Origin of the sequence: Leifsonia poae, assembly GCF_050632195.1 — a bacterium.
In the GTDB taxonomy this organism is placed as follows: Bacteria; Actinomycetota; Actinomycetes; order Actinomycetales; family Microbacteriaceae; genus Leifsonia; species Leifsonia poae_C.
Genome location: NZ_CP192580.1, coordinates 1,484,521 through 1,508,417 on the forward strand (window position 1 = coordinate 1,484,521; position 23,897 = coordinate 1,508,417).

Here is a 23,897-nt window from a genome sequence, read left to right on the forward strand (position 1 = left end):
CGCGATGGCTAGCAGCCATGCCTAGAAGCCGCACCCGGTTCCGCCGCTACGACGGCGGCGATCCGCTGGCCCCACCCGTCGACATCGCCGAGGCGCTCGACGCGATCGGCGAGCGCGTCATGGAGGGCTCGTCGCCCGAACGGGCGATGGGCGAGTTCCTGCGTCGCGGTGGCCGCAACCAGACCGGGTTGGACGACCTCGCCCGCCGGGTGTCCGAGCGCCGACGAGAGCTGCTGCATCGGCACAATCTCGACGGCACGCTCAAGCAGGTGAAGGAACTGCTCGACCGGGCCGTGCTCGAAGAGCGCAAGCAGTTGGCTCGGGATGTGCGGATGGACGACGACGACCGCGCCTTCGCCGAGATGAGACTGGACAACCTGCCCGCTTCGACATCGGCCGCCGTGACCGAGCTCGGCGACTACCAGTGGCAGTCGGCCGAAGCGCGCGCGGACTACGAGAAGATCAAAGACCTGCTCGGCCGCGAGATGCTCGACCAGAGGTTCGCCGGCATGAAGCAAGCGCTCGAAAAGGCCACCGACGAAGACCGCGCGGCCATCAACGAGATGCTGACCGACCTCAACGCACTGCTGGAGAAGCATCGCCTCGGCGAGGACACGCAGCAGGACTTCGACGACTTCATGCAGAAGCACGGTGACTTCTTTCCCGAGAATCCCCAGAACGTCGACGAGCTGATCGACACCCTCGCCCAACGCTCGGCGGCGGCGCAACGGATGCTCAACTCCATGACCGCGGAGCAGCGGGAGGAGCTGATGCAGCTCTCCGCCCAGGCCTTCGGCACGCCGCAGCTGATGGATGCGCTCTCGCAGCTCGACTCCAACCTGCAGGCCCTGCGCCCCGGGGAGAACTGGGGCGGCTCCGAGCGCTTCGACGGCGACGAGTCGCTCGGCCTCGGCGACGGAACCGGCGTGCTTCAGGATCTCGCCGACCTCGACGAACTCAGCGACCAGCTCTCGCAGTCGTACCGCGGGGCGCGGATGGACGACATCGATCTCGACCGGCTCGGCCGTCAGCTCGGCGAGGAGGCCGCCGTCTCCGCCCGCACCCTGCGCGAGCTGGAGAAGACGCTGCGCGAGAGCGGAACGCTCCGACGCGATTCGACGGGCAAACTCAAGCTCACACCGAAAGCGATGCGCCAGCTCGGCAAGGCCCTGCTACGGGATATCGCGACCCGGATGTCGGGGCGGCAGGGGCAGCGCGAGCTTCACCAGGCGGGCGCTGCAGGGGAGAGCTCCGGTGCGACGCGGTCGTGGGAATTCGGTGACACCGAGCCGTGGGACATCCCTCGCACGGTGCTGAACGGTGTTCGGCGGCGAGTCGGCGAAGGCGGCGGCCGTCTGATCGCTGTCGAAGACATCGAGGTGGCCGAGACCGAGGCGCGGACGCAAGCGGCGGTGGCGTTGCTCGTCGACACGTCGTTCTCGATGGCGCTCGACGACCGGTGGGTGCCGATGAAGCGCACGGCTCTTGCACTGCACACGCTCATCCGGTCGCGGTTCCGGGGCGATCACCTGCAGCTGATCGGGTTCGGGCAGCATGCCGAGGTCATGGACATCGAGCAGCTCACCGCGCTCGACGCGGTGTGGGACAAGGGGACGAACCTGCACCACGCGCTGCTGCTCGCCAACCGGCACTTCCGCAAGCATCCCAACGCCCAGCCCGTGCTGTTGATCGTGACCGACGGCGAGCCGACCTCGCACCTCGAGGCCGACGGTTCTGTGAGTTTCTCGTACCCGCCGCATCCCCGGACCATCGAGCACACCCTGCGCGAGCTGGACAACTCGATGCGGTTGGGAGCGCAGACAACGTTCTTCCGGCTCGGGGCCGACCCGGGTCTCGCCCGGTTCGTCGACTCGATGGCGCGACGCGTGTCCGGGCGGGTAGTGGCGCCCGAACTCGACGACCTCGGCGCTGCGGTCGTCGGCTCCTACCTCGGCACCCGGGGATCGTCGCCGATGGACGACATCGCGGGGGAGTACGGGGACTGGTTCGGAGGCCGGGGTTTCTGGGTCGGCGGCTGACCGCGGCGACGCGTTGACCGCGCCCGGCGGCACAGGAGTTGCACAGGTGGCTTCGCGCCCCTTCTCATGACAGGGCAATAGCTTTCGTGGTAGACGCACAGCGCGTCGACAGAGCGGAGTGATCACCATGGGATTCCTCGACCGACTTCTTGGCCGTGAAGAGCCGCAGCAGGCTCCCCGGCCCGCGCCGCAGGCCGCGGCACCGCAGCGCAGCGACGACGAAATCGCTGTCGAGCGCTACCGCTATCTGCTGCGCACGGCCCCGCCCGAGACGATCGAGCAGGTTCACGAAGAGGCTTTCGCGAAGCTGACTCCAGAGCAGCGCGCGCTGGTCTTCCAGGAGCTCAGCCAGAACGCGCCCGCGGGCGAGCAGCCTCGTGGCGACGACCCGCGCTCGCTCGCTCAGTCGGCCACACGCTCCGAGCTGCGTCAGCCGGGAACGCTCGAGCGCTCGCTCGGTGGCGGCAACCGCGCCGGCGGTGGGGTCGGATTCGGTGGCATGTTCGCGAGCTCCCTCCTCGGAAGCGTCGCCGGATACGTCATCGCCTCCGCGATCGTCAGCTCGTTCCTGCCCGACCAGACCGACCAGCAGGCGGCGGACGGCAGCGACAACTCCGGTGACGGGAACGACGGCAGTGGGAACGACGGCAGCGGGAACGACGGCGGCGGAGACTCATCGGGAGCTGACGCGTCCGGCGCCTACGCCGCGGGTGACGCATCCGGAGACTCGAGCGACGGTTGGGGCGGCGGCGACTGGGGCGGCGGCGGCGGCGACTTCGGTGGCGGAGACTTCGGCGGTGGCGGAGACTTCGGCGGGTTCTGACCCGGTGGTCGCGGCGAAACCTGAGGTGCGTTGAGCCGACCGCCGACGGATGCGGTGTGCCAGAATGGCTGATCAGCGCAGTATCCGCGATGGAGGTGCACGGTGGCCCAGTCCAAGCTCGAGAAAGCCGCAAGAAGGACCCTGAAGGCGGCTGAGGAGGCGCTCGCCGATGCGAAGCGCGCCGCTAAGAAGGTCGACAAAGACACTCGTCAGAAGCTGAAGAAAAGAGCTGACGAAGTGGCTGCCGGCATGAAGAAGCTGCAGGCGTCGGCGACGCCCGCGAAGCCGAAGGCCTCCGCCGCTAAGCCCAAGGCGAAGTCTGCCGCCAAGCCGGCCAAGAGCAGTCCCGCTAAGTCGTCCGCGACCAAGGGCACCGCGTCGACGTCGTCAGCGACGAAGACTGCCGCTGCCAAGCCGTCGACGACGAAGGCGGCAGCGGCAAAGCCGGCCACGCCGAAGCCCGCTGCGACCAAGCCCGCCGCGACGTCTGCCGCGAAGAAGCCCGCCGCCAAGAAGCCTGCCGCGACCAAGCGCCCAACGCCGAAGACGGGTTCGACCCGGCCCTCAGCCTCGAAGCCGGTCGCCGAAGTAACACCGGCGCCGACGTCGACCGTGCTGGCATCCCTGACGGTCGCAGAACTCCGCGCCCGCGCCCGTACCCAGGGCGTTCGGGGGTACTCCGGCCTCAACAAGGCCGCCCTCGTCGCGGCGCTCTCCGACGGCGGTCGCTGACCGCGTGTTAACCTCCCGGCTACCAGGGCCGGTTAGGTTCGGGATTCGCGTTCCCGGGGTTCTCCGGGCGCGTTTCTGCGACCGGAGTTGACACGTGACCGAACCCCGAACCGGTGTGCTGACCCGCAGTGAGTGGGCTCCCGGGCCCCGTACGCTGCTCGACGTTCTGCGCGAGACGGCGGCGACATATCCGGATGCCTCGGCACTCGACGACGGTCAGGGTGCGCTGAGCTATCGCGAACTGATGGCCCGTGTCGTGACCGTCGCCGCGCGCCTCACGCTCGATGGGGTCGGCCGCGGCGATCGCGTCGGCATCCGACTGACGTCGGGTTCCCGCGAGCTCTACATCTCGATCCTCGCCGTGCTCGCTGCCGGCGCAGCGTACGTCCCGGTCGACGCAGACGATCCGGAGGAGCGCGCCGAACTCGTCTTCGGTGAGGCGCTCGTGCGTGGCGTCATCACCGGCGCGGGCGAGTACGTCCCTTCCGACCGTGCCGTGACGGATGCGCCCGTTCCGCTGTTCGAGGGAACGCCCGCGCATCCGAGCACCGCCACCACCCCGATCGTCTCGGCACCGACGCCCGCGGATGACGCGTGGATCATCTTCACCTCGGGATCGACCGGCACGCCGAAGGGTGTCGCGGTCAGTCACCGCTCCGCCGCAGCGTTCGTGGATGCGGAGGCGCGCCTGTTCCTGCAGCAGGAGCCCATCGGGCCGGGCGATCGGGTGCTCGCGGGCTTGTCCGTGGCCTTCGACGCCTCCTGCGAGGAGATGTGGCTGGCCTGGCGTCACGGCGCCTGTCTGGTTCCCGCGCCCCGGTCCCTCGTGCGCAGCGGCATGGATCTCGGCCCCTGGCTGACCACGCGAGGGGTCACCATCGTCTCGACCGTCCCGACTCTCGCCGCACTGTGGCCAGCCGAGTCGCTCGAGAACGTTCGCCTGCTGATCTTCGGCGGCGAGTCGTGTCCGCCCGACCTCGTCGATCGGTTGGCCGTCGACGGCCGAGAGGTGTGGAACACTTACGGCCCGACAGAGGCCACGGTCGTCGCGTGCGCACACTTGCTGCAGCCGGGGGAGCCCGTGCGGATCGGGTTACCGCTCGACGGCTGGGATCTGGCCGTCGTGGATCCCGACGGCGAGCCTGTCGAGGAGGGCGGCATCGGCGAGCTCATCATCGGCGGCGTCGGGTTGGCCCGCTACCTCGATCCGGCGAAGGATGCGGAGAAGTACGCTCCGGCCCCGAATCTCGGCTGGGAACGTGCGTACCGCAGCGGTGACCTCGTGCGCTTCGACCGCCGCGGCCTGCTCTTCCAGGGTCGCGCCGACGATCAGGTCAAGGTCGGCGGCCGCCGCATCGAGCTCGGCGAGATCGAATCGGCGCTCCAAGGGCTCGCGGGGGTCTCGGGCGCGGCAGCAGCGGTGCGGACGACGGATGCGGGTAACCACGTTCTCGTCGGCTACCTGTCCGTCGCCGATCCGGATGCGTTCGACCGGTCGGCGGCGCTCGCAAGGCTCCGCGAGGAGCTTCCGGCTGCCCTCGTCCCGCTGCTCGCCCTCGTGGGGGAGCTGCCGACGCGCACGTCGGGCAAAGTCGATCGCGCGGCACTTCCCTGGCCGCTCGCCGACCTCGACGGGGGCGACGTCGACCTGGATCCCGCGCTCCGCGAGCTCGCCGAGGACTGGCAAGCCGTTCTTGGCCTCCCGGTGTCGAATCCCGATGACAACTTCTTCGACCTGGGCGGCGGGTCGCTGCCCGCGGCTCAACTCGTGACGCGCATCCGGCAGCGGGATCCTGAATTCACGGTGGCCGACATCTATTCGCATCCGCGGCTCGGTGCGATGGCGGCAGCGCTGACGTCGCGTGAATCCGGGAGCAAGCGGAAGGCGGAGTCGACGCACACCGTTCCACCGACGCCAGCCCGGATGCAGTGGCTGCAGACCGTGCTCGGCGTGCCCCTGTTCGTGCTCAGCGGCATCCGCTGGCTCCTCTACGTGCTGACCGCCTCGGCGATCCTCGCCAACTTCGACGGCTTCGCGTTCCTGCCACAGACCTCGCCTTGGTTCCTGATCATCGGTCTGCTGATCTTCTCGACGCCCTTCGGACGCATGGCGATCTCGGTGGTCGCAGCGCGCCTCCTGCTCTCGGGTGTCCGCGCCGGTGACTATCCGCGCGGAGGCGGGGTGCACCTGCGGCTGTGGCTCGCCGAGCAGGTCGCCCATCAGGTCGGCGCCGTGAGCCTGGCCGGAGCTCCGTGGATCTCCTACTACGCCCGGGCGCTCGGTGCGCAGATCGGTGAAGACGTCGACCTCCACGCCCTGCCACCGGTCACCGGGATGCTCCGCATCGGCTCAGGGGCCGCCATCGAACCCGAGGTCGACCTGTCCGGTTACTGGATCGACGGCGATCTGCTGCGCATCGGAGCCGTCCGCATCGGTGCGAACAGCACCGTCGGCGCGCGCAGCACCCTTCTCCCCGGGGCGCGCATCGGCAAGAACGCCGAGATCGCGCCGGGCTCGTCGGTGTTCGGTCGCGTTCGCGCAGGGGAGCGCTGGGCTGGATCGCCGGCCACCCGGGTTGGCGCTGCATCGCACTGGTGGGACGCGGAACGTCCCGAGCGCCGCACGCGCTGGCTCATCGCCTATGCGGTGTCCGCGGTGGCGATCGCGCTGACACCAATCGTCGCGTTCGTCGCAGGTGGCGTGCTCGTCGCGGTGTTCATCGCGGGCTCGCACTCGCTCGGTGAGGCAGCGCTTCGGACGCTGGCGGCGCTCATCCCTGCCACTCTGGTGTCCGGGCTGGTGCTGGCGGGCCTGGTCGTGGCGGGCGTCCGGCTGCTCGGGATCGGTCTCGCCGAGGGTATCTATCCGGTGCGCAGCAAGGTCGGCTGGGAGGTGTGGACCACGGAGCGGCTCCTGGATCTCGCGCGCACGCTGCTCTTCCCGCTGTACGCATCCCTGTTCACACCGGTCTGGCTCCGGCTGCTCGGCGCGAAGGTGGGCCATGATGTCGAGGCGTCGACAGTGCTGCTCATCCCGAAGATGACCACGATCAAGGACGGTGCGTTCCTGGCTGACGACACGCTCGTGGCGTCGTACGAGCTCGGCGGGGGGCGCGTGCGAGTGGCGCGCGCCGAGATCGGCTCCCGTGCGTTTCTCGGCAACTCGGGGATGGCCGGGGCCGGTCACCGTGTACCGCGTGACGGTCTCGTGGCCGTGCTGTCGGCGGCGCCACGCAAGTCCAAGCCCGGATCGTCCTGGCTGGGATCCCCTCCCGTTCGACTCCGGCGTACCGCGGCGAGCGGAGACGACAATCGCACGTACAACCCGTCGCCCGGGCTGCGCGTGGCGCGGACCCTCTGGGAGCTCTGCCGGATCGTGCCGGTCTTCATAACCTGCGCCGTAGGACTCGCCGTGCTCTTCGCACTGGCGGCCATCGACGAGGCCTGGGGACTCCTCGCGGCCGTTCTGCTCAGCGGCGTGGTCATGCTCATCGCCGGGGCAGTCGCAGCTGGGGCGAGCACCGTGGCCAAGTGGGCTCTGGTCCAGCGGATCCGCGTGGGCGAGCATCCCCTCTGGTCGTCGTTCGTCTGGCGCAGCGAAGTCTCCGACACCTTCGTGGAGATGACCGCGGCTCCCTGGTTCGCGCAGGCCGCCGCGGGAACGCCCGCGCTGGTCTGGTGGCTGCGCAGCCTCGGGGCCTCGATCGGCCGCGGAGTGTGGTGCGACAGCTACTGGCTTCCCGAAGCCGATCTCGTGCGGCTCGGCGACGCATCCACTGTGAATCGGGGCTGTGTGGTGCAAACGCATCTCTTCCATGATCGAATCATGAGTATGGATACGGTCACTCTGGAGACGGGCGGAACGCTGGGACCCCACAGCGTCATCCTCCCGGCCGCTCGAATCGGCGAGCACGCGACCGTCGGTCCAGCCTCGCTGGTGATGCGCGGAGAGCTGGTGCCCGACCGCAGTCGCTGGAGCGGCAACCCCATCGGACCCTGGCGCGAGGTCTCCATCGCCGACTATCACGCGACCACCGCATGACGTCCCCGAGAAGCGCTGGAGCGCGCAACGCGGGCGACCCGTACCTTCCCCACTCCGGTAACGGCGGCTATGGCGTCGACCTGTACGACCTCGATCTCCGCTACCGCGTGGCGACGAACCGGCTGGACGGCAAAGCGACGATCACCGCGACCGCCACCCAGGAGCTGACCTCCTTCAGTCTCGACCTCGTGCGTCTCCGGGCGAGCAAGGTGCGGGTCGACGGAGCCAAGCGCACGCGCTTCACTCAGACGCAGTCGAAGCTCGTCATCACTCCCGAGCATCCGATCGCCGAAGGATCCGTCTTCACCGTCGAGGTGGAGTACGCGGGTTCGCCCGCCCCACGTCGCAGCGCTTGGGGGCTCGTCGGCTGGGAGGAGCTCACCGACGGAGTCATCGTCGCGGCGCAGCCGTCCGGTGCGCCGACGTGGTTCCCCTGCAACGACCATCCCTCCGACAAGGCGGGCTATCGCATCCGGGTCTCAGCCGAGGAGGGCTACACGGTCGTCGCCAACGGCACCCTGACCGAGCACTCGTTCGCCTCGGGTCGCGGGACCTGGCTCTACGAGTGCGCCGAGCCGACGGCCACTTACCTCGCGACCGTGCAGATCGGGCGGTACACCAGACGGCGCCAGACGCTTGCGGAGACGACGATCGAGTTCGCGTTCCCGGGTGAGCTGGAGAGCCGGATGCAGGCAGACTTCGCACCGCTCCCCGCCATGCTGGAGTTCTTCTCGAGCGTGTTCGGGCCGTATCCGTTCCCCGAGTACCGCGTTATCGTCACCGACGATGAACTCGAGATCCCGCTCGAGGCTCAGGGTGCTGCGATCTTCGGTGAGAACCACGTCGACGGCGAGGGCGGATCGGAGCGGCTCATCGCCCACGAGCTCGCCCACCAGTGGTTCGGCAACAGCGTCGGGCTGGCCGCCTGGCAGCACATCTGGCTCAACGAGGGCTTCGCCTGCTACGCCGAGTGGCTCTGGTCGGAACGTGCGGGAGAGAGTCGGCGGATACGCTCGCGCGCCGGTATCACGCTGGTCTGCGTCGGCTGCCTCAGGATCTGGTGGTCGCCGATCCCGGACCCGCCCTCATGTTCGACGACCGAGTCTACAAGCGCGGGGCATTGACGGCGCACGCGCTTCGGCTCACGGTCGGAGACGAAGCGTTCTTCGACCTGCTGCGAGCGTGGACGGACGAGAATCGTTTCGGGAGCGTGACGACCGACGATTTCCGCGGGTTCGTCGCGGAGAAGACCGGTGCCGACCTCGATGCGTTGTTCACCGCATGGCTCGACTCGGAGCCGTTGCCGAACTTGCCGGCGAGCCGGCCGCTCAGAGCTCCAGCGCGAGGGTGACGATCAGGTCGTCGCCTAGCGGAACATCCCGAACCTCATAGTGCCGAGGATCGTCGGGGGCGCCGGCGACGAGCTGCTCGCCACGGTCATAGAAACGCACACGGTGCGGTTCGACCCTCAGGCCGCGCCCGTCCGCCTTCAGTACCGCTTCGATGCGGGTCCACCGGATGAGCGGATCGCCGTCTCCCGGCGCGAGCGACAGGATGGCGCGCCGCTTGTCATCGGCGTTCGCGGAGTGTCCGTCATCGGCGAGCTCTGCGTCCACCCCTACCGAGCGTCCCGGGCATGCCGCGACGACGGCGCTCGCGCCCGCATAGGCGAGGCTGATCCGGATGCCGCGGGCCGCATCCGGAGCCATCACCACCGGGCGCCCATGTGGGCCGCCGCAGTCGGGACAGCGGGACTCGATGAGGATCCCCGAAGGGTTCACGCCGCTGAGGTCGCCGACGAGCTCGCGAAGGGCCGCGCGACCCGCCAGCGAACGATCGGCGCGTGAGCCCGGCGCATCTACGCGCCTCACGGTCGCGTCGCCGACGATCTCTTCCACGCAGCAAGTCTCGCACCGTGTCGACCCGATCCGGGTTTCACAGGATCTTGTTACTTTGCCCCGCCACTCTGTGGCTGTGGCTGAGAAGAAGAGCGAACGCGAAGCTATCGACGATGTCGTCAAGCGACTCAAGAAGAAGTATCCGGATGTGACGGGCAAGCACATCGAGAAGATCGTCGAAGACGACTACGAGACGTTCAAGAACGCCAAGCTGCGCGACTATATCGCGGTGCTCGTCGAGCACAGCGCGAAGGCGCAGATCGTCGGCGAGAAGCACAAGCACCACTAGCCCGGCCCGCGGACGCTATCGCGCCTTTCGGACTTCGTCCGCGATTCGGCTGCTGAGCCGGTCGAGCTCGGCCAGTACCTCGGACGCAGCCCACACCTTGTCGCGTTGGCGGGAGGTCACTTCGTGGACCACGCCGTCTCGTTCAAGTCGACGCATGGCCTCATAGGCGCTGGTGGAGGAAGCGCCTGTGAGGCGGACAGCATCCTCTGCGGACAGGACCGGGTGGTCGAGGAGCTGGTCGATGATCTTCGCGGTCGCGCTGCCCTTACGAGGCCTCGTCAGTGTTTCCCACAGTGCTGGCAGCTCCGCGAAGGCAAGGGCCGATAGCTGGCCGGCCCGGCTTGCGATTCGAGCCGACTGCGCAAGGCTGCGAACGAACGGGTCGATGTGGCCGTCGCGATAGCTGTTGACGAGGTCGAAGTACTCCTGGCGCTGTGCGGCCATCGCGGTAGCGATCGGCGACACGGTAGTCGTGGTGAGGCCGCGTCGTCGAATGATCGCGTTGATCAGACCTCGCCCGATTCGGCCGTTGCCGTCGGTGAATGGGTGGATGGACTCGAACTGAGCGTGCGTGATCGCGGCTTGTGCGATGACCGGCACGTCGTCTCGGTTCGCGAATTCGAGTAGATCGTCCATGTAGTCGGCAACGGCGCCTGGGGGAGGAGGAACATGGATAGCACCGAGAGGGGAGTAGTCGCTTCCGCCGATCCAGTTCTGCTGGGTGCGCAACTTGCCGGCGAACTGGCCGTCGAATGCGTCGTCGTGCATCAGAATCTCGTGGGCCTCGAGTATGGAGCGAAGTGTGATCGTCCCGGATCCTGCGCTGTCGATCATCGCGGCGAGCGCTCTGGTTGCGGCGACCATCGAGGTAGCGTTCTCATTCGCTCGGATCCCGACCAATGCGCGCGCGTAGTCGTCGGTGCTGGCCTCGATGTACTCGATCTTGGAGGAGGCGACCGATTCGGTTCGGAGCAGGAACCCGCCAAGTGCATTGGTGACCTGGCCAGGACCGGCATCAAGTGCGGTGATCGCACGGCCCGCGTTTTCCAGCTCGGAGATCAGTTCCGGCGGGGTCACGTAGTCCAATCGAGCGATCGACGGGGGAAGCGCGACGGTCACCTCAGCGAGCATTCGGTCGGCGCGCGAGCCGCCCCGGGACAAGGATCGCCAGGCGGTTCTCTCATGCTGGTGTGCCGGCCATGTCGGCGTTGAGCTGCTCATTTATGCTCCTAACCCGGAATAAGGTTAGCACTATTCCGGGTTTTGGCATTAACCCGGAATAACAAGGTCGCTATTCCGGTTTTTGCGTTAATAGGCAACCGATGGTTGCATGACGCGCCGTTCTGATCTATCTTGATATGCAACCAAACGTTGCAGGAGGTAGACATGGAATTCGGAAGCATCGAGCGCGAACTCTACATCGACGCGTCGCCCGAGATCGTCTTCGACGTGATCAGCAGTCCTGAGCACATCCGGGAATGGTGGAACGGTGCGGAGACCGAACTGTCCCCGACGTCCGGGTCCGTGTCGTACGTCGCGTGGGGGCGAGGCACCGCGGAGGAGGACGTTCAGCCGCTGACGGTCGTCGAAGCCGACCGGCCCCGCTCGTTCTCGTTCCGCTGGGTGTACGAGGGCGAACCCGAGGCCACCGCGACCAACTCGCTGCTCGTGACCTTCGAACTCATCCCGAGAGGCGATGGCACGCTCCTGAAACTCGTCGAGACGGGATTCCGCGAGAAGGGATGGGAGATCGCCGTTCTGGAAGAGGCGTACGCCGACCACTCGCGCGGCTGGGACATCTTCGTTCCTGCCATCGGCGCCTACGTCACCCGGCTGGTGTCGACCCCATGAGCGCGGTCATCGACGACGACCTGTGGTCTGCGATCGGCGAGCCGACGCGGCGACGGATGCTCGACATCCTGCTCGCCGAAGGCCCCGGCACCGCGACCACGCTGAGCGAGCGTCTGCCGGTGACCCGTCAGGCCGTCTCGAAGCACCTGACGGTGCTCGATCGCGTCGGCCTGATTCACGGCGCCCCCGAAGGACGTGAACGGCGCTATCGGGTGGACGAGGCACAACTCGCCCGCGCGGTCGCTCAGTTGGCAGAGGTCGGCGCGACCTGGGATGCCCGTCTGCAGCGCATCAAGCGGATCGCCGAGGCGATCCAACGCAAGCAAGAGAAGTAAGCACCTCAACGACCGATACGCGAAAGAGGAATCGACATGGTGAACATCCTGCACAGGGTCGGCATGAAGTCGGCGACGGTGGACGACGTCTACTCAGCCCTGACGACAGTCGAAGGGCTGTCTGGTTGGTGGGCGACGGACACGAAGGGGAAGCCCGACATCGGTGGGATCCTACAGTTCAGGTTCGCGCCCGGCGGCTTCGACATGAAGGTGCTCGAATCGGAGCCGGGCCGCGGGGTGCTCTGGGAGGTCGTCGACGGGCCGGCCGAATGGATCGGCACGACCGTGCGGTGGGAGCTCAAACAGGAGGGCGACTACGCGATCGTCCTGTTCGCCCACGAAGGGTGGAGCGAGCCGGTCGAGTTCATGTACCACTGCAGTACGAAGTGGGCGACCTACCTCGTGAGCCTCAAGCAGCTGGTCGAGACGGGCACCGGGGCGCCCGACCCGAACGATCTCGTGATCTCCGACTGGCACTGACCGCCTCCAAGGCAGCGTTCGTCGTCACGGCCGTCAGTGCAGCGAGTACTCGAGGACGATGATCGCGACGCCGAAGAGGGCGGTACAGATCGTGCCGACGATCCGGATCCACCACTCCCGGCGACGCAGAGTGAACGCCAGGTAGCCGAGCACAGCGAGGGTGACGACGCCGACGACCAGCGAGATCCGGATGGACGCCTGCGGTTCGAGTATGCCGAGCGATCCGAGCACAAGGGGGATGCTCATGATCGCCGACGTCTCGAGCATCCCGCTGGAATGGTCGACCGCTCCTTTGATCGACGCCCACGGGCTGTCGACGGTCACCTCATCGTCGCCGTGGCGGGCCAGCGCCACGGCGAAGATGTGGGCGAGCCAGAAGACGACGATCGTGACGGCGCAGAACGTCAGCACCGGGAGCACCGGGTCGGTGTCGTGGAGGTGGAGTCCGGTGGCCGCGATCAGACTCGCGTAAACGATCGTGCCGTACACGGCGGCGGAGGTGCCCAGATGCTGCCAGAGCCGGTGGCGGAACGACATCGAACGCTAACGGCCGATTACGGCCGCGGCGGGCGCGGACACCAGAGGTTGCGTTGACGGCGCGGGGTCCCCGGACGTCCCCGTCACGATCGGAGGCGTCCAGCGCTGCTTGATCAACCCCAACTGCACCGCCTTCGTGATGGCCCCGCTCCGGTTCGAGACGTCGAGTTTTCGGTAGATGTGCGCCATATGCGTCTTGATCGTGTTCACCGAGACGACGAAGCGATCGGCGAGCTCCGTGTTCGTGAGCCGGGTGGGCAGCAGCGCGAGCAGTTCCAGCTCGCGGTCGGTGAGGCTGTCGACGAGTTCGCTGGGCACGGGGATCTCGAGGGCGTCGACCGCGGTGTCGAGAACGGATTCGCGGATCCGGGGCAGAGAGTCGTCAGCGAGGCCCGCCATCCGTCTGACCGTGACCGGGCCGGCCTCGACGAACACAGTGACGAGGGAGTACTCGTCGGCGAGTGCGAGCGCCTCGGCGAGCAGGGCGTCGGCACGCGCATCCATGCCCGCCGTCGCCGAGCACCACGAGTTCAGGATGAGCTCGCGCACGCGGGCGATCGGCTCGCTCGCGTCGGACAGGTCGGCAAGGCTCTTCACGACCTCCTGTGCCGTCTCGTGCTGGCCGAGCATGAGCGCTGCTGCGGCGTGCTCGAAGGCCACGGAGCTGGTCAGGGCGACGTTGCCCCCGAGGAGTCGGAGCGCGCCATCCGATGAACCGCTGAGGCGGAGTGCACGGCTGCGACGTGCGAGCAGCGTGTCGGCGACGACGGGGGGCGGGGGACCTGCCGGAAGTCGCTGTTCGTGAACGTCTGCGCTCAGGTCGCTGAGCGCGCCTCCTTCCGCATACGCGATCCAGGCGAGGAGGTCGCGCCCCATGGCGTGAGCGCGGATCGACCCCTCGCGAAGGCTGGTCTGCGCGTGGTCCGTGTCGGCGCGCATGATCGCGACGAGCGCGTTCGCCAGGTGCGTCTCGGCTGTCGCCGGGTGGTACCAGTTCCCCATCTCCCGGGCGAGCGCGAACGCCTCCGTGATGATCTGCTCCGCGTCCCGGATGCGCCCGCCCCAGGCGTCGAGCAGCGCGAGCGATCCGAGGGCGCTGATCCGCCACGCGGAGTACCCCGCGCCCTCCGTCGCGAGGGCGTCTTCCAGCCATCGTCGCGCGTCGGGGAGGTCGCCGTCGAGAAAGTGGGCCCGTCCGCGGGCGATCATCGCGATCGTCCTGAGAACCGAGGTGTCCGGCAGGTGTCGCGGCGTGGGGGTGTCGCCGAGAGCGTCGATCGCGGCGAGCGCGCGCTCGGCCCACTCGATCGACACCCTCGGCCGGGGACGCCAATGGACGAGCGCCGCGAGGAAGGTCAGTGCGCAAGCGGCCAACGGAGGCGTGATCAGCGGATGACCGATAACCGATCGCAGCCGGTCCTCGCCGAGTGCGGCCGCCCCGCTCATCCCGGTCAGGATGCCCCGCATCAGCAGCACGTCGACCCGGTCGGCGATCGCGTTCTCCGGAAGTGCGTTGAGCCAACGGGCCACCGTCGCCACATCCCCGCGCTCGAACACGTCGGAGCACCGGGCGAGGATCGCGTCGATCGCGCCGTCCCAGTCCCGAGCGCGCAGCAGGTAGTCGATGGCCGCGCCCGTATCGCCCCGATGCAGATGCCACTGAGCGGCTCTGGTCAGGATGTGGTGCTCTGCCGCTGGATCGTCCGACCGCTTTCGATATCGCAGAAGGTCGCGGAAGAGCGGGTGGAACCGGTACCACTCGCGAGACTCGTCCATCGGGATCAGGAACATCGAGTGGTTCTCGAGCTGGGAGAGCAGCTCGGAGGACGACGGGGCGTCGGCGATCTCCGCGATCAGTTCGGAGCTCATCCTGTCCAGCACGGAGATGTCGAGGAGGGATGCCCGCTCGCTCGCGGGCAGCGCGGTGAGTACCTCCTCGCTGAGGTAGTCGGCGACCAGCCGGTCCGATCCGCTGAACTCCGCGATGAACTTCTCCGGATCGTGGCTGAGGCGCAGGGTCATTCCGGCCAATTGCAGGCCCGCCGCCCATCCCTCGGTGCGGTCGAGCAGTACGGCGACGCTGGCCGGGTCGAGCTCGTGGCCGGTGATCGACGCGAGCAGCTCGGCGGACTGCTCATAGGTCATCGCGAGCGCCGCCTGCCGGATCTCCGGCACGTCGTGCCGCAGACGGTTGCGGCTCCACGCGATGGGGAAGTCCACTCGGCTCGAGACCACGACATGGATGTTCGCGGGCAACGCCTCGATCAGCACCCCGAGGGCACGCACGAGCGGCTGATTCGAGAGGTAGTGCAGGTCGTCGAGAACGAAGACCGTCTCGCCCATCGTGCGCAACTGACCGGCCAGAGGCGTCAGAAACTCCGGATCCACGTCCCGTCCGGCGGTCTCGACGACGACAGAATTCGCGGCGAGAATCGGGTCGATCGTGGCGAACTCGTCAATGAGGTGGCGTTCGAACCAGCCGGGATCGTTGTCGGCTTTCGACACATCCACCCAGGCACACTGGGTCTCGGGATGCGCGGCGACCCACTGGCTGAGAAGCACCGACTTGCCCGACCCGGCCTGGGCTGTGACGAGGGTCAAAGGCCGCTCGAGGGCGATGTCGAGGTCATCGCGCAACTCCGGCCGGTCGACGGCATGAGCTGGAATGAACTGGCCTGTGACCATATTCCTTCGCCCTCTCTCGAAGGACTTCAGTCTGACACCGAAGGGATGTTTCGGCTATACCCGGCAATCACCCTCCGGGGATGACGACGCTACGGGCTGATCGGCGCATGATGAACGCACCGTGTTCTCCTCTCGCATTGTGACGGAAAGGCCGATCGTGAACACCTTCGAGATCGTGGTCAAGGGCACTCTGAGCCCGCCGTTGATCACCGCCCTCGAAGGATTCTCGGTCGACCACGTCGAGAACGGGAGGACGCATCTGATCGGCGAGGTTCCCGATCAGGCACGGCTTCTCGGTCTGCTCGACCTGCTCCGCGATCTGACGGTCGAGCTGGTCTCCGTGAACCCGATCGACAGCGGCTGAGCTCCGGCATCACGCGGCAGCTGGAGCCCTCCGGCTCAGGAGTGCGGCCGTGAGGAAGCAGGCGGCGCCGAGGAAAGTGCCGAGGTTCGCCCAGAACAGGCTGAGGAGGTCGGTCGTCGAGGGGATCACGTACGCTCCGATCGCGGAGAGTCCGAAGAACACCGACCCGAGCATGTTGAGCCACGTGCAGCGCCAGGTTCGTGCACTCGGATCCCAGAGCCTGTCCCGCTTCGTGGTTGCCGCGACGGCGAGGCCGCTGGAGAGGAGGAAGCAGACCGAGCCGAACGCATCCGGGCGCCAGCCGCTGTTCACGCGGGTCTCGGGATCGAGTGCGGTGATCAGTGCTTCCGTGGTGCTGACGTTGAAGAACAGGGTGCCCACGAACTGGATCGCAGCCGCGTACCAGTCGTACAGGTCTGCGCGGTTCGTTGCGCGACGCGGCGGCCGTCGACCGCTCAGAGCCAACTGGACGAAGGCCGCAGCGGTGAAGAACAACGCCCCCACGAAGAACGTGAGGTTGTCGAACGGTACTCCGACAGCCGTTGCGTAGAACGGCACCGCACCGACGAGGAAGAAGAGCGAGCCGATCGCGAAACCCCAGGCTTCGCGCCGGAGACGGATCGCTCGGTCAGCCGACATGGTTCGAGCGTATGAATCCGGGTCGCCGGCTACATCACCCCGAATGGATGACGACTCAGGATGCGCGCCTTTCTACCGTGGAAGCCATGACCACCAAGCCACCAGAGAATTCCATCGAGTCCGTGCACGCGTTCACGGGCATCGGCGACCAGAACCAGCTCAACCCGCTGTTCGCCCGCGAGGGCGAGTCGACCGACTTTCCGCTGAACCAGCTGCCGGAGGGCGAGTCCCTCCCCGAGACGGCCTATCAGGTCGTGCACGACGAGGCGATGCTCGACGGCAACTCCCGTCTCAACCTCGCCACCTTCGTCGGGACCTGGATGGACCCGCTCGCGAACCGGATCTACGCCGAATCCGCCGACAAGAACATGGTCGACAAAGACGAGTATCCGCAGACCGCGGCCATCGAGACGCGGTGCTGGAACATGCTCGCGCGCCTGTGGAACGTTCCGGATCCCGACAACACGATAGGCACCTCCACGATCGGCTCTTCCGAGGCCTGCATGCTCGGTGGCCTTGCGCTGAAGCGCCGGTGGCAGCAGGCCCGCCGCGCTGCAGGCAAATCCACCGAGAAGCCCAACCTCATCCTCTCGAGCGCCGTTCAGGTGTGCTGGGAGAAGTTCTGCAACTACTGGGACGTCGAGGCCCGGTATGTGCCCATCTCCCTCGAGCACCGGGTTCTCGACGGCTTCGAGCTCGAGAAGTACGTCGACGAGAACACGATCGGTGTCGTCGCGATCATGGGCGTGACATACACGGGCATGTACGAACCGGTCGCCGAGATCGCCAAGGCGCTCGACCGCATCCAGGCTGACACGGGGCTGAACATTCCGATCCACGTGGACGGCGCATCCGGGGCCATGATCGCGCCCTTCCTGCAGCCGGACCTGAAGTGGGACTTCCGTGTGGAACGGGTGGCCTCGATCAGCACCTCCGCCCACAAGTACGGGCTCGTCTATCCGGGGCTCGGCTGGGTGATCTGGCGCACCATCGACGACTTGCCGAAAGACCTGGTCTTCGACGTGACGTACCTCGGTGGCCACATGCCGAGCTTCGCGCTCAACTTCTCGCGCCCCGGAGCCCAGGTTCTGCTCCAGTACTACCTGTTCCTCCGGCTCGGGTGGCAGGGGTACTACAAAGTGCAGAAGGCGTGTCAGGATGTCGCGGTCTACCTCTCCGGCGAGATCGCGAAGATGCCGGCGTTCGAGCTCTGGAACGACGGGACGGATATCCCCGTCTTCGCCTGGCAGCTGAAACCAGGGCACACCGACAAGTGGAACCTGTACCACCTGTCGGAGCGACTTCGGCTGAAGGGGTGGCTCATTCCCGCGTACCCGATGCCCGACGACATCTCCGACCTGGTCGTTCAGCGGATCGTCGTGCGCAACGGGTTGAGTCGCAATCTCGCCGAGAGCCTGGTGCTCGACATCGCGGAGGCGGCGGACTATCTCGACGCGCTAGAGGCCCCGATGCCGACCGAAGGGCTCGTGTCGACCTTCACCCACTAGACGCGGACTTCTCGGCGCGACGCTCTTTGCGGTCGCTCTTCGCGGCCACTTGGCTGCTCTTGAGCAGTTGGCGCGTCTCTTCGGTGGGGCCGACGACCGGCTGCCACCAGCGCGCATCCGGATTCGCGTCGATGAGGAACGTCTTGCCCATCAGCGTGAGCGGCACGGCCAGGATGGCGCCGATCGGCCCGATCACGAGAGCCCAGAAGAGCACCGAGAAGAAGGTGATGGTCTGGCTGAGCGAGACGGCCTGCCCGACCACGCGGGGCTGGATGATCGACTGGACGACCGCGTTGATGATGCCGTAGATCACGACGACGGCGATGGCGGTGCCCCAGCCGCCGACGAGGAACCCGAAGACGAGGGGCGGGATGAGGGCGAAGAAGTAGCCGATGTTCGGGATGAAGCTGCACAGGAAGGCGAGGAGGCCCCACAGCAGCGCGGCCGGCACACCCAGGATGTACAGCGCGATCGTGTTGAGCGCGCCCTGTGCAACACCGAGCACGGTCGTCACGACCATGTAGCGGCGCACGTTGTGCGCGAAGCTGTTGAGCGCAGTCACAAGGTCGGGCTTGTGCGTGCTGAGCTGGGCGAGGATCGTTCGCGCGTATGCCGCATCTGCCGCCATCAGGATCATCATCGTCAGCACGATCACCAGCGCGCCGGTGATGCTGAAGACGCTCCCGAGCGCACCCGTGATGACCCCGACGAGATTGGTCGGGTTGAGATCCGACTGAACCGAGTGGATCTGTTCCTCGCTGATGCCGATGCTCGTGAGCCACTTGCCGATGTTGGCCCCGATCTCGGCGAACTGCTTCGCGTAGTCCGGCAGCATGTTCACGAACTGGGCGAACGCGATGATGAGCGTGTATGTGAAGCCCGCGAGCAGACCGAACACGACGAGGATGACCGACCCTGTGGCGAGGCCGCCGGGCACTCCGCGCTTGAGGAGCCCGGTGCGCACGGGGTTGGCGCAGATCGTGAGCACGAGAGTAAGCAGCACCGGCGCGAGGATGCCGCGGATCGCACTCAGGCCGATTGCGGTCACGGTGGCCGCAGCCAAGCCCACGAGGATCGTCGTCCCCCGCGGGAGTCCGGATTCTCGGCTCATCGTGACCCCATGCTCATGGCCTCACGCTAGGGACTCGGGGGCCGCCTGGGCATCATCCCATCAGGGTGATGTGCGCGACCGTGGTTCCGACGCGCGTGCGCGCGGTCACTGCAGTGCGGACGTCAGCCGCGCGACTCCGTCGAGGAACGTGGCCGACGCCGGCTCCTTCTCCCACTCCTCGAGCGTGAGTTGGCGACCCGCATCCCGATACCCCTGTTCGACCTCTCGCATCTGGGCGACGAACGAGTGGCCACGCACGAGCAGTGTCACCTCGGAATTGAGAGCGAAAGAGCGGATGTCCATGTTGCTCGACCCGATCACGGCGACGTCTTCGTCGATCGACAGGTGCTTGGAGTGAAGGATGAACGGCGCTGGGTAGAGCCAGATCTTCACTCCGGCGCGCAGCAGCGGCGTGTAGTAGGAACGTTGCGCATGCCAGACGGAGCCCTGGTCGCCGATCTCCGAGACGAACAGCTGCACGTCGAGCCCGCGCTGGCATGCGGAGGTGATCGCGTACATCATGGCCTCGTCCGGCACGAAGTACGGGCTCGTGATGATCACCTTGCTCTGTGCGGACGTGACCAGCGTGAGGAACTGCCGCAGGTTGTTCTCGCCGTCGTAGCCCGGCCCGCTCGGCACGACCTGACAGACGAGGGAGTCGGCCGACGTCTCAGCGGGCACGTCGGCCGCGGTCGAGTTCGCCTCCTCACCGAGGAGCTCGTCGGTCTCGAGGTACCAGTCGGAGAGGAAGACGGCGTTGGTCGCGGTGACGATCGGACCGGTGACTCTGGCCATCAGCTCTTGCCACTGAAGCCCGCGCTTCAGGTTCTTCGGCGAGTTGTAGCTGCGATCGATGAGGTTCTGCGACCCCATGTACGCGACCAGGCCGTCCACGACGAGGAGTTTGCGGTGATTCCGCAGGTCGGGCCGCTGGTACTCGCCCTTGAACGGCCGAACCGGCAGCATGTAACTCCACTTGACGCCGATGCGGTCGAGCTCTGCGAACGTCTCCTCGTTGCCCGCCACTCGGCGGGAGGCGACGTAGTCGGCCAGCAGGCGCACGGGCACGCCTCGGTTGACGGCCCGTTCGAGAGCGGCGAAGAACACCTTCGTCGTCGCGTCGAACGACACGATATAGAACTCGACATTCACGAACTTCGCCGCTTTGTCGATGTCGGCGGCCATCGCCTCGATCGACGCCGGGTAGACGCCGAGGAGCCTGCCCGTGTTCCCGCCGATCGCCGGGAGCGCGCCGAGGGCCTGGTTCTGTCTCACCAGAGACGAGAACCAGGCCGGCCAGTCGGAGCGGTCCTCGGTCACACCGAGAGCCACGACCCGCTCTGTGATCATGCGGTTGAGATCGGCCTGCTTCTGCCTGCGCTTCTTGGGCAGCTTCGAATTGCCGATGATCAGGAACAGGATGATCCCGATGAAGGGGATGAGGAAGATCGCCAGCAGCCACGCCATCGCGGCGGTCGGCTTGCGGTCGCGGGGCACGATGATGAGCGCCGCGATCCGGATCGCCAGATCCGCCACGATCAGGATGCCGCCGATGAACGCGACAAGATCCCCGTTCATCGGGGCGCCACTACCCCAGCAGTTTCGCTTTGGCGGCCGCGAACTCCTCGTCCGAGAGGATCCCCTGCGAGTGCATCGAAGCCAGATTCTGGAGCTGCGCCATCATGTCTCCACCCGGCGCTGCCGCCGGCGCGGGCGGAGCTGCATACGCCGGCTGCGCTGCCGCCTGCTGGGCGGCGACCGCCTGAGCGGCTGCCGCATCCATCTGCGCCTGCTGCTGCTGTTGTTCGTAGGCCTGGGCCTCCGCTGCCTGCTGGGCGCGCGCATCCTGGCGCCCTCTGATCCCACCGGAGACGGCCGTCGCGGTTCCTGCGACGACCGCGGTGGTGGCGGCAGCGCGCAGGAGTCCTCCGCGGCCTGCTCTTCGTCCGAGCATGTTCGTTGTTCCTAACTTCTCAGGTCGACGTCACGCGCTCGTGGCGTCGACGACTGCATTGACGATGGGTGCGGGGATCTGCTCCGTCTGAAGTACGCGTCCGCCGGCGCTGAAGAGCGCCTGGGCGAACTCACGCGCCCAGATGTGCTCCACGACAAGGAGCGCCGCCGACGTTCCCGGCTCGATGGCGCCTGACAGGTCTTCGACATCGTCTTCGCCCGCCAATCCGAGCTCCGCGATCTCGAGCTCCGCGAGCCCGTACTCATCGACGATCTCATCGATCTCGAGAACGGTCACGTCGCCGTCGACCGAGCGCGACACGAAGAGCAGGTCGAGCAGCCGCACGATGTCTGATTCGACGAGTTTCACGATCTCCTCGACGACGCCCTGGCCCGGACGATCCCCGTCGAAACCGATCAGATAGAGCTGGACGGGGCCGTACTGGAATTCAGCCACGATCGTCCCCTTCCGCGGTGCCCGAGGATCCTGCCTCATACCTCATGAGTTCTTCCTTTCGCGCATGGTCAACGTGATCTGACGCTATTCCGCCGTGGCGGGCATGGCAATCACCCTGTTGGAATGATGCGGCGATGACCGAAGCACATCATCCCGACAGGATGATGCCCTCGGCCGTTGCGCGGCGCTAGCTTGGCGACATGAACTTCTGGGATTTCGCAGGCTACTTCTTCTGGACATTCATCTTCATCGCCTACCTGATGGCTTTGTTCACGATCATGGCCGACCTCTTCCGCGACGATTCGGTCAGCGGCTGGGGCAAAGCGGTGTGGATCATCTTCCTGATCTTCGTGCCCTTCCTCACGGCGTTCGTGTACCTGATCGCGCGTGGTCGCGGGATGGCGGAGCGCCAGGGGAGAGCGCGGCAGGTCCCCTCCGAGACGGATGCGTACCTTCCGCCCGTGCCGAGCTCGCCCTCGGAGGACATCGCGAAGGCCAAGGCTCTCGCCGACGCCGGTACGATCACGCCGGCCGAATATGAGGCTTTGAAGGCGAAGGCGCTCGGCCAAGTGCGTCCCTGGGCTCAGTAGCTCGCACTGCAAACTCCGCACTGCAAGGGGCGCAGGTCGGCGACGGATCATCCCGCGCGGGTGACGACTCCGCGCATCCGGATGCCTAGCCTGAGCCCATGAAATGGGTGGAAGAAAGAGAGTTCATCGGCCACGAAGCCCGCAAATCGACACCGCGGTCGTTAGGTGCGGTGTGGGAGCCGCCGGACGACCGCGCCGATCCGGTTGCGCTGATCGAGGAACAGAACAGGACACGGGTTCCCGAACTCGTTCCGATCCGGCACGGCCGCATGATGGTGTCGCCGTTCACGTTCTATCGGGGTGCGGCCCTCATCATGGCCGCCGACCTCGCTCGCACGCCGAGTTCGGGATTGATATCCCAACTCTGCGGTGACGCGCACCTCTCGAATTTCGGTGTCTTCGGCACCCCAGAGCGCTCGCTGATCTTCGACCTCAACGACTTCGACGAGACCTCGCCCGGGCCGTGGGAGTGGGATCTCAAGCGCTTGGCGACGAGCTTCGAGGTCGCCGGGCGCAACGCGGGACTCTCGCCGGCCGACCGTCGAGAAGCGACGGTGACGGTGGCCCGGGCGTATCGACAGAAACTGAGAAAGCTTGCCAAGGATACGGTGCTCGGCGCCTGGTATGACCGCCTGGACGCCGATGCGGTCGTGGCGCGCGTGCGGGCGGAACGTGCCAACCGCCGGGCAGGGGCGCGCCAGGTGGAGCGCGGCGACGAGTTGATCGCGAAGGCGCGCACGCGCGACAACCTTCAGGCGTTCAAGAAGCTCGTCTCCACGGTGGACGGTGAGCTGCGGATCATCGCCGATCCGCCGCTGATCGAACCGATCGAGGACCTGATGCCCGACCCTGCTGCGACGGGAGCCATGCTCGACGGGATTCGTGCACTGATCGCCGACTATCGCTGGACGCTCCCGTTCGAGCGGCACCCGCTCGACGAGTTCGAGCTGGTCCACATGGCCCGAAAAGTCGTGGGCGTCGGAAGTGTCGGGACGCGGGCCTGGATCCTGCTCTTCCGGGGGCGGGATGACGACGACCCGCTGCTGCTCCAGGTCAAGGAAGCCGAAGCATCCGTCTTGGAGCGCTACACGGCGCCGAGCCAGTACAAGAATCACGGCGAGCGCGTGGTGCGCGGTCAACGGACGATGCAGGCGGCGAGCGACATCTTCCTCGGCTGGCAGCGTGCCGAGGGCGTCGACGGGGTCGCGCGCGACTTCTACCTGCGGCAGCTTCGAGACTGGAAAGGCTCCGTCGACACCGAATCGATCAAGCCCGCCGGCGCCCGGATCTACGCGGAACTCTGCGGAGAGACCCTTGCGCGTGCGCACTCGAGGTCAGGGGACCGGATTGCCGTCTCCGCGTATCTCGGCGGAAGCGATCGGATGGACGAATCCATCGCCGACTTCGCTGTGGCGTATGCGGACCAGAACGAGCGCGACTATGCGGCCTTCATCGAGGCGATCGCATCCGGTCGCCTTGAGGCTATTCCCGGACTGTAGCCGGAGTCTCGAAACCGATCGCCGAATTCTCGATCGCGTCTGCGGCGAGGATGATGAAAGGAACG

Annotated in this window: 23 protein-coding genes; 14 read left to right on the forward strand and 9 right to left on the reverse strand. The window is 66.9% G+C overall.

Going from position 1 to position 23,897, the window contains the following annotated elements:
• The first annotated feature begins 17 nt into the window (after nt 1–17).
• The 6 genes from ACQ86A_RS07560 (at nt 18) to ACQ86A_RS07585 (ending at nt 8,987) form a co-directional block, all read left to right on the forward strand.
• Nucleotides 18–2,039, forward strand: a complete 2,022-nt coding sequence (locus ACQ86A_RS07560; RefSeq protein ID WP_431279939.1) for a vWA domain-containing protein — start codon at nt 18–20, stop codon at nt 2,037–2,039.
• Between the two features lie 127 nt (nt 2,040–2,166).
• Nucleotides 2,167–2,862 carry a hypothetical protein gene (locus ACQ86A_RS07565; protein ID WP_431279940.1) on the forward strand — a complete coding sequence of 232 codons (696 nt, stop codon included), beginning with the start codon at nt 2,167–2,169 and terminating at the stop codon, nt 2,860–2,862.
• Nucleotides 2,863–2,964: 102 nt separating this feature from the next.
• Nucleotides 2,965–3,594: a hypothetical protein gene (locus ACQ86A_RS07570; protein ID WP_431279941.1), complete on the forward strand. Its 630-nt coding sequence runs from the start codon at nt 2,965–2,967 to the stop codon at nt 3,592–3,594.
• A gap of 94 nt (nt 3,595–3,688) precedes the next feature.
• The gene (locus tag ACQ86A_RS07575) at nt 3,689–7,636 is read left to right on the forward strand and encodes a Pls/PosA family non-ribosomal peptide synthetase (protein WP_431279942.1); all 3,948 of its coding nucleotides are present in this window, start codon (nt 3,689–3,691) and stop codon (nt 7,634–7,636) included.
• Entirely contained in the window at nt 7,633–8,760 is a 1,128-nt protein-coding gene (locus ACQ86A_RS07580; protein WP_431279943.1) for a M1 family metallopeptidase, read from the forward strand. Before ACQ86A_RS07575 ends, ACQ86A_RS07580 begins: the two co-directional genes overlap by 4 nt.
• A complete protein-coding gene (locus ACQ86A_RS07585; RefSeq protein WP_431279944.1) occupies nt 8,724–8,987 on the forward strand; it encodes a M1 family aminopeptidase in 264 nt (87 codons plus the stop codon). Before ACQ86A_RS07580 ends, ACQ86A_RS07585 begins: the two co-directional genes overlap by 37 nt.
• Here the strand turns inward: ACQ86A_RS07585 and ACQ86A_RS07590 are convergent.
• Nucleotides 8,965–9,534: a 4'-phosphopantetheinyl transferase family protein gene (locus ACQ86A_RS07590; protein WP_431279945.1), complete on the reverse strand. Its 570-nt coding sequence runs from the start codon at nt 9,532–9,534 to the stop codon at nt 8,965–8,967. The genes ACQ86A_RS07585 and ACQ86A_RS07590 overlap by 23 nt on opposite strands.
• A 76-nt stretch (nt 9,535–9,610) precedes the next feature.
• Between ACQ86A_RS07590 and ACQ86A_RS07595 the strand changes: the two genes are divergently transcribed.
• Complete coding sequence (locus ACQ86A_RS07595) at nt 9,611–9,823, forward strand: three-helix bundle dimerization domain-containing protein (protein ID WP_431279946.1); 213 nt, start codon at nt 9,611–9,613, stop codon at nt 9,821–9,823.
• Nucleotides 9,824–9,838: 15 nt separating this feature from the next.
• Here ACQ86A_RS07595 and ACQ86A_RS07600 read toward each other — a convergent pair whose 3' ends face one another.
• Nucleotides 9,839–10,942, reverse strand: coding sequence for a Fic family protein (locus tag ACQ86A_RS07600; RefSeq protein WP_431279947.1), 1,104 nt, complete (start codon nt 10,940–10,942; stop codon nt 9,839–9,841).
• 267 nt (nt 10,943–11,209) lie between these two features.
• On the opposite strand from ACQ86A_RS07600, the gene ACQ86A_RS07605 reads away from it, so the two are divergent.
• From ACQ86A_RS07605 to ACQ86A_RS07615, 3 genes are read left to right on the forward strand one after another with little or no spacing between them, the layout of a single operon-like run.
• Nucleotides 11,210–11,674 (forward strand): SRPBCC domain-containing protein, encoded by a 465-nt coding sequence (locus ACQ86A_RS07605; RefSeq protein WP_431279948.1) that lies wholly within the window; start codon nt 11,210–11,212, stop codon nt 11,672–11,674.
• On the forward strand, nt 11,671–12,009 hold the full coding sequence (locus tag ACQ86A_RS07610) for an ArsR/SmtB family transcription factor (RefSeq protein ID WP_431279949.1): 339 nt from the start codon (nt 11,671–11,673) through the stop codon (nt 12,007–12,009). Before ACQ86A_RS07605 ends, ACQ86A_RS07610 begins: the two co-directional genes overlap by 4 nt.
• Before the next feature lie 36 nt (nt 12,010–12,045).
• Entirely contained in the window at nt 12,046–12,489 is a 444-nt protein-coding gene (locus ACQ86A_RS07615; RefSeq protein ID WP_431279950.1) for an SRPBCC family protein, read from the forward strand.
• A 33-nt stretch (nt 12,490–12,522) separates the two neighbouring features.
• Here ACQ86A_RS07615 and ACQ86A_RS07620 read toward each other — a convergent pair whose 3' ends face one another.
• Both ACQ86A_RS07620 and ACQ86A_RS07625 read right to left on the reverse strand, forming a co-directional pair.
• Complete coding sequence (locus ACQ86A_RS07620; RefSeq protein WP_431279951.1) at nt 12,523–13,026, reverse strand: hypothetical protein; 504 nt, start codon at nt 13,024–13,026, stop codon at nt 12,523–12,525.
• A 6-nt stretch (nt 13,027–13,032) separates the two neighbouring features.
• Nucleotides 13,033–15,711, reverse strand: coding sequence for a LuxR C-terminal-related transcriptional regulator (locus ACQ86A_RS07625; RefSeq protein ID WP_431279952.1), 2,679 nt, complete (start codon nt 15,709–15,711; stop codon nt 13,033–13,035).
• A 139-nt stretch (nt 15,712–15,850) separates the two neighbouring features.
• Here ACQ86A_RS07625 and ACQ86A_RS07630 point away from each other — a divergent pair, with 139 nt between their 5' ends.
• The gene (locus ACQ86A_RS07630; RefSeq protein WP_431279953.1) at nt 15,851–16,075 is read left to right on the forward strand and encodes a hypothetical protein; all 225 of its coding nucleotides are present in this window, start codon (nt 15,851–15,853) and stop codon (nt 16,073–16,075) included.
• A 9-nt stretch (nt 16,076–16,084) separates the two neighbouring features.
• On the opposite strand, the gene ACQ86A_RS07635 is transcribed toward ACQ86A_RS07630, so the two are convergent.
• Nucleotides 16,085–16,714 (reverse strand): hypothetical protein, encoded by a 630-nt coding sequence (locus ACQ86A_RS07635; RefSeq protein WP_431279954.1) that lies wholly within the window; start codon nt 16,712–16,714, stop codon nt 16,085–16,087.
• Between the two features lie 86 nt (nt 16,715–16,800).
• Between ACQ86A_RS07635 and ACQ86A_RS07640 the strand changes: the two genes are divergently transcribed.
• The gene (locus tag ACQ86A_RS07640) at nt 16,801–18,222 is read left to right on the forward strand and encodes a glutamate decarboxylase (protein WP_431279955.1); all 1,422 of its coding nucleotides are present in this window, start codon (nt 16,801–16,803) and stop codon (nt 18,220–18,222) included.
• Here ACQ86A_RS07640 and ACQ86A_RS07645 read toward each other — a convergent pair.
• The 4 genes from ACQ86A_RS07645 to ACQ86A_RS07660 form a co-directional block, all read right to left on the reverse strand.
• The gene (locus tag ACQ86A_RS07645; protein ID WP_431279956.1) at nt 18,212–19,333 is read right to left on the reverse strand and encodes an AI-2E family transporter; all 1,122 of its coding nucleotides are present in this window, start codon (nt 19,331–19,333) and stop codon (nt 18,212–18,214) included. The genes ACQ86A_RS07640 and ACQ86A_RS07645 overlap by 11 nt on opposite strands.
• 105 nt (nt 19,334–19,438) lie before the next feature.
• Complete coding sequence (cls, locus tag ACQ86A_RS07650) at nt 19,439–20,911, reverse strand: cardiolipin synthase (protein WP_431279957.1); 1,473 nt, start codon at nt 20,909–20,911, stop codon at nt 19,439–19,441.
• Between the two features lie 10 nt (nt 20,912–20,921).
• Nucleotides 20,922–21,287: an SHOCT domain-containing protein gene (locus ACQ86A_RS07655; protein ID WP_431279958.1), complete on the reverse strand. Its 366-nt coding sequence runs from the start codon at nt 21,285–21,287 to the stop codon at nt 20,922–20,924.
• Nucleotides 21,288–21,317: 30 nt separating this feature from the next.
• On the reverse strand, nt 21,318–21,743 hold the full coding sequence (locus ACQ86A_RS07660; protein WP_431279959.1) for a DUF6325 family protein: 426 nt from the start codon (nt 21,741–21,743) through the stop codon (nt 21,318–21,320).
• Between the two features lie 200 nt (nt 21,744–21,943).
• Here ACQ86A_RS07660 and ACQ86A_RS07665 point away from each other — a divergent pair, with 200 nt between their 5' ends.
• Nucleotides 21,944–22,333: an SHOCT domain-containing protein gene (locus tag ACQ86A_RS07665; RefSeq protein WP_431279960.1), complete on the forward strand. Its 390-nt coding sequence runs from the start codon at nt 21,944–21,946 to the stop codon at nt 22,331–22,333.
• Between the two features lie 98 nt (nt 22,334–22,431).
• On the forward strand, nt 22,432–23,832 hold the full coding sequence (locus ACQ86A_RS07670) for a DUF2252 domain-containing protein (protein WP_431279961.1): 1,401 nt from the start codon (nt 22,432–22,434) through the stop codon (nt 23,830–23,832).
• Nucleotides 23,833–23,897: the final 65 nt, after the last annotated feature.

What these genes read in the sequence shown, in the direction of transcription:
- ACQ86A_RS07560 (WP_431279939.1), top strand. Translation starts at nt 18, where the DNA reads ATGCCTAGAAGCCGCACCCGGTTCCGCCGCTACGACGGCGGCGATCCG.
- ACQ86A_RS07565 (WP_431279940.1), top strand. Translation starts at nt 2,167, where the DNA reads ATGGGATTCCTCGACCGACTTCTTGGCCGTGAAGAGCCGCAGCAGGCT.
- ACQ86A_RS07580 (WP_431279943.1), top strand. Translation starts at nt 7,633, where the DNA reads ATGACGTCCCCGAGAAGCGCTGGAGCGCGCAACGCGGGCGACCCGTAC.
- ACQ86A_RS07585 (WP_431279944.1), top strand. Translation starts at nt 8,724, where the DNA reads ATGTTCGACGACCGAGTCTACAAGCGCGGGGCATTGACGGCGCACGCG.
- ACQ86A_RS07605 (WP_431279948.1), top strand. Translation starts at nt 11,210, where the DNA reads ATGGAATTCGGAAGCATCGAGCGCGAACTCTACATCGACGCGTCGCCC.
- ACQ86A_RS07610 (WP_431279949.1), top strand. Translation starts at nt 11,671, where the DNA reads ATGAGCGCGGTCATCGACGACGACCTGTGGTCTGCGATCGGCGAGCCG.
- ACQ86A_RS07615 (WP_431279950.1), top strand. Translation starts at nt 12,046, where the DNA reads ATGGTGAACATCCTGCACAGGGTCGGCATGAAGTCGGCGACGGTGGAC.
- ACQ86A_RS07620 (WP_431279951.1), bottom strand. Translation starts at nt 13,026, where the DNA reads ATGTCGTTCCGCCACCGGCTCTGGCAGCATCTGGGCACCTCCGCCGCC.
- ACQ86A_RS07625 (WP_431279952.1), bottom strand. Translation starts at nt 15,711, where the DNA reads ATGGTCACAGGCCAGTTCATTCCAGCTCATGCCGTCGACCGGCCGGAG.
- ACQ86A_RS07635 (WP_431279954.1), bottom strand. Translation starts at nt 16,714, where the DNA reads ATGTCGGCTGACCGAGCGATCCGTCTCCGGCGCGAAGCCTGGGGTTTC.
- ACQ86A_RS07640 (WP_431279955.1), top strand. Translation starts at nt 16,801, where the DNA reads ATGACCACCAAGCCACCAGAGAATTCCATCGAGTCCGTGCACGCGTTC.
- ACQ86A_RS07645 (WP_431279956.1), bottom strand. Translation starts at nt 19,333, where the DNA reads ATGAGCCGAGAATCCGGACTCCCGCGGGGGACGACGATCCTCGTGGGC.
- cls (WP_431279957.1), bottom strand. Translation starts at nt 20,911, where the DNA reads ATGAACGGGGATCTTGTCGCGTTCATCGGCGGCATCCTGATCGTGGCG.
- ACQ86A_RS07655 (WP_431279958.1), bottom strand. Translation starts at nt 21,287, where the DNA reads ATGCTCGGACGAAGAGCAGGCCGCGGAGGACTCCTGCGCGCTGCCGCC.
- ACQ86A_RS07665 (WP_431279960.1), top strand. Translation starts at nt 21,944, where the DNA reads ATGAACTTCTGGGATTTCGCAGGCTACTTCTTCTGGACATTCATCTTC.
- ACQ86A_RS07670 (WP_431279961.1), top strand. Translation starts at nt 22,432, where the DNA reads ATGAAATGGGTGGAAGAAAGAGAGTTCATCGGCCACGAAGCCCGCAAA.